The sequence below is a fragment of the Belliella pelovolcani genome (assembly GCF_900156785.1).
In the GTDB taxonomy this organism is placed as follows: Bacteria; Bacteroidota; Bacteroidia; order Cytophagales; family Cyclobacteriaceae; genus Belliella; species Belliella pelovolcani.
The window spans coordinates 441,817-453,937 of record NZ_FTOP01000001.1; the positions used below are offsets into that span (position 1 = coordinate 441,817).

The 12,121-nt window shown below is 40.4% G+C and carries 11 protein-coding genes; 7 read left to right on the plus strand and 4 right to left on the minus strand.

The features are described from left to right. Positions 1–6: 6 nt before the first annotated feature. Complete coding sequence (locus BW935_RS02055; protein ID WP_076498076.1) at positions 7–330, plus strand: Rieske (2Fe-2S) protein; 324 nt, start codon at positions 7–9, stop codon at positions 328–330. Here the strand turns inward: BW935_RS02055 and BW935_RS02060 are convergent. Next, positions 327–662 carry a tRNA-binding protein gene (locus BW935_RS02060; protein WP_076498079.1) on the minus strand — a complete coding sequence of 112 codons (336 nt, stop codon included), beginning with the start codon at positions 660–662 and terminating at the stop codon, positions 327–329. The two genes, BW935_RS02055 and BW935_RS02060, sit on opposite strands and share 4 nt — an antisense overlap. A gap of 73 nt (positions 663–735) precedes the next feature. Here BW935_RS02060 and BW935_RS02065 point away from each other — a divergent pair, with 73 nt between their 5' ends. Continuing rightward, positions 736–1,119 carry a hypothetical protein gene (locus BW935_RS02065; protein WP_217695340.1) on the plus strand — a complete coding sequence of 128 codons (384 nt, stop codon included), beginning with the start codon at positions 736–738 and terminating at the stop codon, positions 1,117–1,119. A gap of 139 nt (positions 1,120–1,258) precedes the next feature. Further along, the gene (locus BW935_RS02070; protein WP_076498084.1) at positions 1,259–1,828 is read left to right on the plus strand and encodes a fasciclin domain-containing protein; all 570 of its coding nucleotides are present in this window, start codon (positions 1,259–1,261) and stop codon (positions 1,826–1,828) included. Between the two features lie 82 nt (positions 1,829–1,910). Here BW935_RS02070 and BW935_RS02075 read toward each other — a convergent pair whose 3' ends face one another. From BW935_RS02075 to BW935_RS02085, 3 genes are all read right to left on the minus strand, one after another. Next, a complete protein-coding gene (locus tag BW935_RS02075) occupies positions 1,911–4,763 on the minus strand; it encodes an outer membrane beta-barrel protein (RefSeq protein WP_076498086.1) in 2,853 nt (950 codons plus the stop codon). Positions 4,764–4,965: 202 nt separating this feature from the next. Then, positions 4,966–5,691, minus strand: a complete 726-nt coding sequence (locus BW935_RS02080; protein ID WP_076498089.1) for a tRNA threonylcarbamoyladenosine dehydratase — start codon at positions 5,689–5,691, stop codon at positions 4,966–4,968. Then, the gene (locus BW935_RS02085; RefSeq protein WP_076498170.1) at positions 5,684–6,331 is read right to left on the minus strand and encodes a TatD family hydrolase; all 648 of its coding nucleotides are present in this window, start codon (positions 6,329–6,331) and stop codon (positions 5,684–5,686) included. Before BW935_RS02085 ends, BW935_RS02080 begins: the two co-directional genes overlap by 8 nt. A gap of 49 nt (positions 6,332–6,380) precedes the next feature. Between BW935_RS02085 and BW935_RS02090 the strand changes: the two genes are divergently transcribed. The 4 genes from BW935_RS02090 to BW935_RS02110 all read left to right on the plus strand — a co-directional run bounded on the left by BW935_RS02090 (position 6,381) and on the right by BW935_RS02110 (position 10,827). Further along, the gene (locus tag BW935_RS02090; protein ID WP_076498092.1) at positions 6,381–7,529 is read left to right on the plus strand and encodes a hypothetical protein; all 1,149 of its coding nucleotides are present in this window, start codon (positions 6,381–6,383) and stop codon (positions 7,527–7,529) included. Between the two features lie 732 nt (positions 7,530–8,261). After that, complete coding sequence (locus BW935_RS02100) at positions 8,262–9,011, plus strand: hypothetical protein (RefSeq protein WP_076498173.1); 750 nt, start codon at positions 8,262–8,264, stop codon at positions 9,009–9,011. Positions 9,012–9,071: 60 nt separating this feature from the next. Next, entirely contained in the window at positions 9,072–10,103 is a 1,032-nt protein-coding gene (locus BW935_RS02105; protein WP_076498097.1) for a sensor histidine kinase, read from the plus strand. Further along, complete coding sequence (locus BW935_RS02110) at positions 10,093–10,827, plus strand: LytR/AlgR family response regulator transcription factor (protein WP_076498100.1); 735 nt, start codon at positions 10,093–10,095, stop codon at positions 10,825–10,827. The genes BW935_RS02105 and BW935_RS02110 overlap by 11 nt, the downstream gene beginning before the upstream one ends. The last annotated feature ends 1,294 nt before the right edge of the window (positions 10,828–12,121 follow it).

Genomic DNA, 12,121 nt, shown 5'->3' on the forward strand with positions numbered 1-12,121 from the left:
CGCAAAATGAAAACATTTACATTAGGCCGAAGCAACGAAGAGGTAATGGAAATTATCCCTAATAAACGGATCAAGCTCTTACAAGTTGGGTCAAGAAAAATCTGCATCACCAGGATAAACGAGACTTTTTATGCCTTTGAACAACTCTGCCCTCATCGCAAGGCCTCTCTTCATCAAGGATTGATCACTGATTTTGAAGAAGTAGTCTGTCCGCTTCATGAATATAGATTCCATATGAAATCTGGCGAAGTAAAAGCGGGTTCTTGTGGAACATTAGAAACCTATTCGATCAAACTCACCGATTCCGGATTAGTAATAGAGCTACCTTAGTGTAGCTTACCCCCATTTGGAACTGGGAAATCTACCGTGGCTAGCGCAATAGCCCCATCTCCATTATCAAAGCCGGTCACCAAAACCTCAGACATAAAGTCTGCGATTTGTCTGGGTGGAAAATTACAGACACAGATTACTTGCTTCCCAATCAAATCTTCCGGTTGATAAAGGTCAGTAATCTGGGCGGATGATTTTTTGACACCTAAGTCACCCAAATCGATTTTTAGTTTATACGCGGGCTTACGGGCTTTTTCGAAAACCTCAGCATGAATGATCGTCCCAATTCTTAGGTCTATCTTTTGAAAATCTGAAAGCACAATCGTTTGCATTACTATTTATTTTTTATACTTTTACAAACCTTATACGCTAAATCACAGTTACTTAATCAGACTAGAGCCACAAATGATGTCAGAGCAAAATATTATTTCTTCTATCAGCACAAAAGGTTTCTTATTCGCAATAATGTTCTGTGTAATTGGTACGATCAATGCACTAGCTCAAGGTGAGAAAGAAAGGCCAATTACGGATGTTCAGAAAAACTCTGATGCAATCAACACTTTTGAGAGCCCAGAATCAAATTCTGTTGAACTTAAATCTGATTTTTATCTGAGGCAAAGTACTCAGAATCCTTCAAAGGATGTTAAACCAAGCGTCAGTACTCAAGTTAGAAAGGAAAATCCACTATACAAACAAGGTGGTGAAAAAGACAACAAGAAAGAAGGCATGTCAACCTTGTCTTTTAACCTTTTCTTGTATGTCGTAGATAAATTTAGAGAAGATAATTAAGCAAATACCAATAAACCTAAATGCGTTAAGGCTACTTCAACAGAGGTAGCCTTAATTTTTTGGCAATTTTTTGCCACAGGCAATCCAATTGAGAAAGTCTTCTCGTATTTGCTTTCATCTAAAACAAAACACTCTTATTATGAAAACTATTAAATTATTATCCTTGGCGTTTTTTGCCATGATTGCTTTAAGTGCTACAGAAACTTTTGCACAGAAAGAAAAAACAGTTACTGTAGGTGGGGCTCCTATGTACCCATCTAAAAACATCGTAGAAAATGCGGTGAATTCTAAAGACCATACTACCCTTGTAGCGGCAGTACAGGCAGCTGGATTAGTAGAGACCCTACAGACCCCAGGTCCTTTCACGGTGTTTGCTCCAGACAATGCAGCTTTTGACAAACTACCTGCTGGAACGGTTGAGACTCTTGTGAAACCGGAAAACAAAGCTACACTGACTGGAATTCTTACCTATCATGTGGTAGCGGGCAAATTAGGCTCCAAAGAAATCGCCGAAGCAATCAAAAAAGGAAATGGTAAAGCTACATTGACCACAGTACAAGGAGGTAAACTCACTGCTTGGATGCAAGGAAAAGACCTTTACATCACTGATGAAAACGGCAATAAATCAAAAGTAACCATTGCCGATGTGTATCAGTCAAACGGTGTCATTCACTCCATTGATACTGTAGTGTTACCTAAGTCTGAATAAGTCTTTTAGAATATTGGGCAATAAAAAAGCCGACCTCAAAAGGGTCGGCTTTTATCGTTTTAACCATTATCAAATTAATCTATTACCAGCTTCTTCCGCCACCACCTTGCATCATCCGCATCATTGGGTTACCACCTTGCTCTCTAGCTGGCTGTTTGAAGCTTCCGATGTTGTAAGTGAAGGTCAATAGTGCATATCTTGTCAGTACTTGAGTAAAGGTATCTGTGATAGACACGTCATTGATCGTTCTAGCAATGGCATTGTTTTGACGTAAAAGATCAAATACTGTCAACTTCAACTCACCTTTGTTATCCTTCAAGAATCTGTAACCACCTTCGATGTTCCACAACCAAACCTGCTGATCTAAGCCTGCAGAGAGACCTCTATAAAGTGCATTGTTCACTACATTGGACACAAACAACTTTCCGTTGTTTGGGGAGTAGTACAACCTGATATTGGAGTTCTGAATGTAGTAGTTATTGTTCAGGTTGGTTTGCAATGAAGAATTCACTATCGTATAAGTACCAGTGGTAGACAAAGTGAAATCAAAGTCCTTGCTGATGTTGGACGTCAAAGTCACACCTTGACTTAAATCAATATTGTCATTTTGGTTTCTTTGTCCATTGATGATCCCTGGGGTTCTATTGAATGACACGGAGGTGTTCATATTGAACTGAGACTTGATCGCCTTGATCGGAGCACCATAAGTTGAGAAAATTCTACCATTGAATCTTCCACCCAGGTTTTCTGGTCTACTTAGCTGACCTCCTGGTCTCAAGAGTACTTCACCATTGATCAAAGTATCTGTTTGGGCAACAAAAGTAGTATTACCAATGAAGTTCTCTGTTAAGGATGCAAATGCAAACACAAAGAAGGTTCTAGATTTCTCAAGATTCAATTTACCCACATTCACAAATAAATTGTGATTGAATGATTGCCCTAGGTTGGGGTTACCTACACTTAAGTTGAGTGGATTGGAGTTGTTGATTACGTTTTGCAATTGATTTACACTTGGCTCTTGTGTAGAAGTTCTATATCTCATTCTGAAAGTAGTCCCTTTCATCATGTTTCTATAGTTCAAGTTCACTGCTGGTAAGAAATTGCTGAAGCTTCTGTTGAAAACTCTTTCCAATGGAAAAAGCGCTTCGTTGTCTTGCACTGCATACTGGTAATCCAAATTGGCATTGATATTCCAATTTTTGTAGTTGTATCTATAGCCAACACTTGGTCTTTGTACTACAAATTTATTGTCAAACACGTTACTCAATGCAGTATCCAATACCATGATTCCTGCTTCAGGAACCAAGCTGAATACTTGTTGATCAGCAGAAGACTTATTGTTTGAAACTTGATAAGAGAATGTCATCAAGCTATTTTCTTTCAAAGGCTCTGTCCACTGCACGTTTGCTCTATAATTGAACCCGTCAGTTAAACCGAACGTTTCCTGATTGATGGTATCACTGATATTTCTTATAAAATCTCTATTGGCTGCAAGTAATTCAGAATACGAATCTCTTTCGTTTAGCGCAGTAAATAATGTGGTCGAGAGCGTTCTTCCTTGCTTTTCAAACTTGTATCTATAAACCAAGTTATTGGAAAGGTTATACCCTCTTGATTCTGAACCTGAGATCGATCTTGTGCTACTCAGTGGGTTCAGGGCATTGTTTACTGTGAAAGCATCTCTGTCCGAAAAAACATTACTTGTTGTGTAATTCAAACTAGGCGTGATGATGATCGCATTTTTGGGATTGACATCATACTCAATTCTTGCATTGGCTCTGTGGTTGCCAGATTCTACTGTATTGATCAAATCTTCGGTGTAGAACTGCCTGTTTGTCTCAGAAAGAATGATTTCTCTATTGGTAAAACTGCTCAGGTTATTTCTTGAATTGGAGTAGAAGTAACTACCTGTCACATTCATTTTATCACCTACCTTATCAGAGTAATTCAAGCCCATGCTATTGGTGGTGATGATACCGTTATCTTGGCCACCACCGAAGTTAGGTCCTCCTCCAGGTCTTCCTCCACCTGGGCGACCGCCTCCACCTCCACCAAGATCTTCCTGGGAGAAGTTTTGTTGGTTGATATTATTGAATAGACCTACTAGGGAAATTCTTCTATCACCTTTAAAAATATTGATGCTTCCACCTGCGGAATATCTGTCATCAGTACCATAACCACCATATACTCTTCCAAATACGCCTTGTCTTCTGTCTCCACGGGTTACGATGTTGATGGTTCTTGAGTAATTACCATCATCAAAACCTGTCAATCTTGATTGATCTGATCTTTGATCAAGGATCTCGACTCTATCTATCACATCAGCTGGAAGGTTTCTCATGGCTAGAAAAGGATCATTTCCGAAGAATTCTCTTCCATCTACCAATACCTTTTGCACTTGCTCACCTCTAGCTTGGATTTGACCGTTTTGAATGGTCACACCAGGTAATTTTCTTATCAGGTCTTCTGCATCTGCATTTTCTCTGGTTTTGAAAGCATTGGCATTGAAAGAAGTGGTGTCTCCTCTTTGTTCTCCAACAACTATTTGTCCTTCAATGACTACCTCACCGAGGAGTTTGCTATCTTCATTCAATGCAATGATTCCAAGATCTAAGCCATCTCTCATACCCATTTCTTTGGAGAATTTTTCGTAGCCTAAGAAAGTGATTTCCACTTTTACATTCGGAATCCAAGGACGGGTAACTTCAAAATTACCGTCAACATCAGTAACTGTAGATGTCAATAAGGAATCAGTAACTGTCTTCACAAGGACATTTGCTCCTATCAAAGGTAATTTACTAGGCCCTTCGATAACCTTTCCCTTGAATTTCAGGTCTGGCCTTTGGCCTTGTTGTCCTTGACCTCGCTGTGCTGAGGCCTCAAGCGAAAGGCCTGTTAATAACAACAAGAAAAATAATTTGTAAATAATTTTCATTCGTTTTGGTTATTTAAATCCACTCTTAGACAGCGCGAGTTACCAAATAGTTTAACTCAAATATTGAATTAATTTTGAGTGGATAAAAAGCAGGTTAAATGGCAAAAAAAGAGGATCAAACGAAAAGGTTTTGTCAATAAAAAAGGACTAAAACAGAACTTCTAACAACTCCTAAAAAGCTTGTAATCTGTCACTTAAACCATCAACCGGCTAATAAATCATTGACTACTACTGAAGCACAAGAGCATCCAAATGCAGCAGGTAAAAAGGACATGGTTCCATAGGCTGATTTCTTAAAATTACGACCATCCGTCATCATCAAACTGTCTTTTAAATAAAGTTCAGTAGAAAATACTGCCTTGAAGCCCGAAGCTATTCCTTTGTTCTTAATTCGCTTTCTGACATGCTTGGCTAATTTACAATTGTAGGTCTCGGAAATATCTGCGATTCTAATTTGTGTAGGGTCTACTTTTCCTCCCGCTCCCATGGAGCTTACCAATGGAAAGCCTCTCTTGTAAGCACTTTCAATCAAATGAAGCTTTGGGCTGAAGCTGTCGATGCAGTCGACTACATAGTCGTATTCGTTATCTTGAAGGAGATTATACATGGCATCTGGCTTGAGAAATTCACGAATGACGTGAATTTTCAAAGCTGGGTTGATTGCTGTCAGTCGCTCTTCCATCCAGTCTGCTTTGAGCTGTCCCACATTTTTTTGTGTGGCTGGTAGTTGTCTGTTACAGTTGGAGACATCCACGGCATCACCATCGATGATGGTCATCTCACCAACACCACTCCTACAGATAAACTCCGCCGCAAAGGACCCCACTCCTCCGAGACCGACCACCAGCACGTGTTTTGTTGCCAATTTCTCCAAACCCGCTCTACCTACAATCAATTCCGTTCTGGAAAGCCAAGCCAAATCATTCATGTATTTTTCTTTTTGATATATGATTCCAATTTTCTATCACCTGTCTAGCCAATTTCTCTACAGGAAGGCGCAAAATTAAAGAAGCTTTTGAAAAAACCTGCTCTATGGTCAATTCTGAATCATCAGTTTCGAAAAAAATACGCTCTAGTGGTAAAGCTTCAAGGGAAGCAATTGTCTGTTTGTGGTTTTTGCAAATGGCTGCACCGAAGGAAAAGTAAATTGGAAAGTTCATTAGACTTTGAAAGCTACTAGATTTACCCATAAAGCCATGCCAAACTATGGGAGGAGGATCTTTGAAGTGCATGAGGGATTGTTGTAATACATGCAGTCCTTTCACTTGGTGCATGATGATAGGAATTCCCAGTTCTTTGGCCCAGTGCAGCTGTGCTTCAAAAGCTGCGATTTGGATGGCTTCCTTTGGTCCTTTGAGCAAATCAAACCCACACTCTCCAATGGCAAAGAGGTTTGGGTCATCACTTTTCGTTTTCATTTCTTGTAAAAGAGATTCCCAGTTGGTATCCAAGTACCAAGGATGTAGACCGAGGCTATAGCAATACTTGGTTTGCTGTGTGGCAGTCTCTTGGTTGAAAATTGCATTGGCTTGATTCGGCCTATGGGTATGTATATTTAATAGCTTCAATTTTGATCTCAACTTTTTACTTATTAGTTTAGAAGAAATTCTTAGTCCTATGAAAAACTATTTACTACCATTTGCATGTGTCCTGTTTTTACTTTCCTGTGGGGAGAAAAATACTGAAAATATCACGAATGTCGAAAATTTGACTTTGACTAAAGTGGATTCTATTCAGGTTCCATACTTTGGTTTATTGAATTTCATGGATATTCATCCTGCAACCGAACGCGTGTTGTTCTTTGATCAAAAGAAAGCTTCATTGGTTGTCAGTAATTTTACAGGAACAGAAATTTTTGAGATCAAAAAAGACCGTGAGGATCCAGATGGATATGGTTCATTTCCACTTGGTGCAGGAAAATTCAGTGCTGATGGACAAACATTCACGATTGTTTCCAATCAAGGAGTCTACACCTATGATTTAGAGGGGAATTTGGTTCATGGAGGAAAACATCAGCGAGAAAAAATGCCTGCATTCTCTGGAAGGGCTTCTGCAGATACCGAATTTTACTGGGTAGGAGATAGAATTCTAACTACGGGTTCTGGAAGAGGAGATTATCAAAGAAATACTGCTGAGTTTTATGAAAACTACACTGCCTTGGCTTGGTTTGACACCTTAGAAAGAAATGTGGAGCAGTTTATGTATCTAGACGAAACCAGCTTTTTTAAGAATGGAAAAGCACACGATATTGCCCACCTAATACCTAGAGTAACCACAGACACCGAAAGAATCTATTATATAGTCGGGATAGAACCAGCTTTAAATATTCACGATGTAAATACTCCTTATAAACAAATCAAAAGAATTCCGCTCAATATTCCTGATTATCATTTTAACCAAGGAGAGCCATTTGAAGAGGCAGATCCTAGAATTATCAATCCTGATATTTTCTCAGGGAGATTTGATAATATCAAAGTCACTGATAAGTACATTCTAGTTTCATTTTTCCCAGGAATCTCGGAAAGGGATCAAGACAAATATGAAAATATGCATTGGAGTGAATTGATGAATAAAACTCGTAAGGACTATCCAAGCAGGCTTTTGGTGATGGATTTAGAAGGTGAATTGATTAAGCAACTAGAAATCCCAGTTGAATTAGATGATACCCAATGGCTAGTCAGGGGTGATTTTCTTTATTTCAAAAGCAGCATTAACTTAGAAGAGGAAGAAGACTTCGTTAAGATTTATAAGGTGAAGTTGGAGTGATGGGGGGAAAGAAAATGTTTAACTGCCCAGAAGTGTCGGGGTTGCTTAATTGTTTAGGGAGAAGGGAATTAGTTATTAAGTTGATTGAGTTAATTAGGGGGAAGGGGTGGAGAGGGGAAAGGAAATGTTTAACTGCCCCGAAGTGTCGGGGGTGCTTAATTGTTTTAGGGAGAAGGGAATTAGTTATTAAGTTGATTGAGTTAATTAGGTGAAGGGGTGGAGAGGGGAAAGGAAATGTTTAACTGCCCCGAAGTGTCGGGGGTGCTTAATTGTTTAGGGGGAAAGGAAGGAGGAATGTTGAAGGATAAAGCAGAAAGGGACCACAAATTACACGAATTGAACTAATTAAATAAATTATTTTGGGTTTGGGAGGGTAGAGTTAATTGACAAAGTTCAAATTTGCTTGTGGCGTTTTTCAATTTGGAGCGCTTAAGCGCTGGGATTGACACGAATGGATCTCGAAGAGGGCGGCCAAGGTGCTAAGGGTAGAAAGGGAAAGCGAAGGATGAAGGAGGAATTTTGAAGGAGGAATGGACTACCTGAATGGAGGCAGGCGGCAAGACGTAGATTATTTTGAGAATCTGTTTGGGGGGATTTTAAATTTCAATTTTTGTTCATTCCCCAAATCCCCATATTCATTTGGTATTTTCCTTGGTTCATTGGAAAGGGGGAGGGTTTGGTGAGCAGTCATGCTACTTTTGGAGCATGAATTTCAACATAAACCTCAACAATATGAACAGAGAATTAGTAGTACTCAGGAGTTTTTCGACCGCCATGGCTTTGGGCCTGGTCTTAGTCGCAACGGTGGCATTCAAAAACAATGGCCATCATCAATTTGAAGAGATCGATGTGCAGCGCATCAACATTGTAGAAGCAGATGGGACAGTCAAAATGATCATTACTAATGTGGACAAGTTTCCAAATGGAGATACGCAAATCAACAATCGCCCAACCAATGCAGATAGGAAAAAACGCTCAGGGATGATCTTCTTCAATGAAGATGGGATCGAATGTGGTGGCTTTATCTATGATGGAGCTTTGACTGAAAATGGACATAGTGCTGGACTCTCCCTGACTTTTGACCAGTATGATGGGGATCAGGTGATGCAGCTCTTGACTACTGATTCCAAGCAAGGAGATCGTAGAAGGGTGAGCAGTAGCTTGGTATTTATGGATAGAGCAGAAAATGAGAACCAACTCAAAACCATGGAAATCATGGCTGAACTGCAGGAATTGAGAAAAACAGATCCTTCAGCAGCTCGTGCCAAGATGATGGAGTACCAGGAGCAAGGTCTAGTCGGTGGTGCCCCTAGAGTGATGCTAGGCAAAACAGGTAGTCAAAATAATGGACTTTTCCTCTTTGATGATCAGGGTATGCCTAGGGCGATGTTCTATGTGGATCAAGAGAATCAAGCCAAGCTGGATTTCTTCAGTGAAAATGGTGAAGTCTTGTATTCTTTCCCTCCTGCTCCTGAAAAGTAATCGTAATGTTTTTAGCCCTTTTTCCGAAAAGGGCTATTTTTACCTTTTAGATACCCCACCATGAGACAGTTTTTCGCATCCTTTTACCTGAATAAGTACTTTCTGGCATTCATAGTCATTTTTGCCTACTTAGAGTCTGTTCAGATCAGGTATTTCTTTGGAAGGAAGGTGGACTGGTATTTATTTACCCCAGAGGCAGCTGTGGCACAACTCTTCAATGCCATGCTTTTGTTTGTGATCATTGGGATAGTGATCAAAAGATTTGATGAGCAGGTCTCCCTTTCTAGAGCGATTCGGGTTTTTGTTATTTCACTTCTGATCTATGTTTTGGGCAATAACCTGCTTTCCTATTTGGTTGCGCTTTCCTTTGGGACGGTAGCGCGAAACTTCAATGAAGCATCACTCACTAGCTCCAATATCAAGTATGTCATGGATGTATTTGTCTATGGGGGGTTCTTTTTGGCGCATTACTATTTTCAGAAGAACCAAGAGGATAAAGCCAAGCTGGCCAATTTGGAAAAGACACAGATGCAAAGTCAGCTGGCTCAGCTCAAAGCGCAACTTGATCCACATTTTCTTTTCAACAACCTCAATGTACTCGATCAACTGATAGAAGAAGATCAAGCACAGGCATCCGCATTTTTACATGATTTCTCAGATATCTATCGCTATGTATTACAGTCGTCGGACCAGCAGTTGGTACCTTTAGATGATGAATTGGCCTTTGCACAGCGATATTTTAGATTGATGCAGCAGAAATATGGGCAGGCTTATCGATTGGAGCTCAGCGGAGAGGTGCCAACTCAGGCTTTTTTGCCTGCACTTAGTTTACAATTGCTGATAGAGAATGCCATTGAGCATAACCTTGGCACTGAGCTGTCTCCTGTGGCTATTCAATTGAAAATTAGCGAAATGTCTTTGAAAATTAGTAATGTACTAAAGCCCAAAAAGCAAGTGAAAAAAGGTGGGGGCAGGGCTTTGCAGAATTTACGTACACAGTTTGAGTTGCTTGGCAAATACAGCATGCACATCAAGCAAAATGAAAGTACTTTTGAAGTTACCATTCCTTTAATATTTGAAAATGAACATTGATATCTTGATCATAGAGGACGAGTTGCCGGCTAGGAGGAAGCTGAAGCGCTACTTAGAACAATTGACTCAGCCTGTGCAGGTGGTATGTGAATGTGCTACGGTGGAAGAGGCGATCGTATTTTTTGAGCGTGGAGGTCAAGTGGATCTGATCTTTTCTGATATCGCTTTGCAGGATGGGAATGCATTTGAGATTTATCAAGAAATTGCCTTGAAGTCCCCCGTGATTTTCACAACTGCTTATGATGCGCATATGCTCGAGGCTTTTGAAAGCAATGGGATCGATTACCTATTGAAGCCCTTTACGTTTGAGCGTTTTGAGAAAGCTTGGAAGAAATTTCTACTTTTTACCAAATCGGAGACGAGTATCAAGCTGGATAAGCCAGCGTATAAAGGTAGGTTTACCATCCATACGGCCAAGGATAGTTACTTTCTTGCGGTGGAGGAAATTGCTTATTTCTTGGCTGAGGAGGGTGTAGTCAAGGTGATAGATCTAGCTGGAAAAAGCCACTTGATGGGCTTGTTTACTTTAAAGGAGCTTGAGGAGCGCTTAGATCCAAGTAGGTTTTTCCGAATCAACAGGGCCGAGTTGGTTCATAAGCGGGCAATTCAGCGTATGGAGCGCTATGGGAAGAATAGTCTAGCCATTCAGGTTGAGGGAGCCAAGCAGAAGTTGATCACGAGTCAGGCGAATACTGCTGCTTTTCGGGATTGGGTGGAAGGCTGAAGGTCTAAGGGTTGAAAGGGGAAAGGAAAAAGGGGAAAGGGGTACGAAGTACAAAGTACAATGAACCAAGTAAAGGAGGAAGGAGGGAAGGAGGAGGAATTTTGAAGGGTGAAGGAGGAATAGGGGAAAGGGATTCTCGCAAAGGTTGCAGTATCCCTTACTTTGGTATTACTTTGGTGTGTCTTTAATGTTACTTTGGTATGGCTTTGCTAGTAGCATGGCTTAGAGAAAATACCAAAGAGGTTGGCATTTGTATTATTTTAAGAATTCATATAAATGGGAGCCTTGTTTTTGTTACGGGGTCTACTCACGGGGTCAGACTATCCCCAGCTTTACCCCAGCTTTGATACTACTTTGATGTAGCTTTGGTGGTAAGGGAGAGGGAGAAGGGGAAAGGAATTAAGAAGGATGAAGGATGAAGGATAAAAGGTTAAAAGGGAAACCACAAATTACACGAATTGAACTAATTAAATAAACTATTTTAGGTTTGGGGGGAAAGAGTTAATTGACGAAGTTCAAATTAGCTTGAGGCGTTTTTTTATTTGTAGCGCTGAAGCGCTGGGATTGACACGAATGGATCTCGCAGAACTTGTCCTGATACGGGAGGGCGCGGAGGGGCAAAGAATTAAGAGGGTAAAGGGTAAAGGGGTAAAGAAAGATAAAAGGTTAAAAGGGAAACCACAAATTACACGAATTGAACTAATTAAATAAACTATTTTAGGTTTGGGGGGAAAGAGTTAATTGACGAAGTTCAAATTAGCTTGAGGCGTTTTTTTATTTGTAGCGCTGAAGCGCTGGGTTTGACACGAATGGATCTCGCAGAACTTGTCCTGATACGAGAAGGCGCGGAGGGGCAAAGAATTAAGAGGGTAAAGGGGAAAGAGAAAAGGTTAAAGGGTACGAAGTACAATCCGCCACGGCGGACAAGTTGAACCAAGTAAGGCGGGAAAGAGGAAGGGAAAAGATAAAAGGTTAAAGGAAAAAGGGAACCTGTCTGCCGCCAGGCAGGAATTTTGCGAATTTCACGAAGGGGAGTTTTAGGAGTTTGAAATGTAGGTGAGGCTTGAAGTTGTAGCAATGGATTTAAGATGTTTTTGAATTTTGAGTGCTGAAGGGCTGTGATTGGTGCGAATGTATCTAGAGGATTAAAAAATAGTCACAATATGGTTGGAGGTTTATTTTAGTGAGAGGGGTGGTTTGGGATAGTTCATTAAACTGTGTCTAAGGTTTAATCTTTCTTTCAGCCTACTGTCTTAGTTGCCTTAAGGAAACTAAGACAGTAGGCTGAAAATTC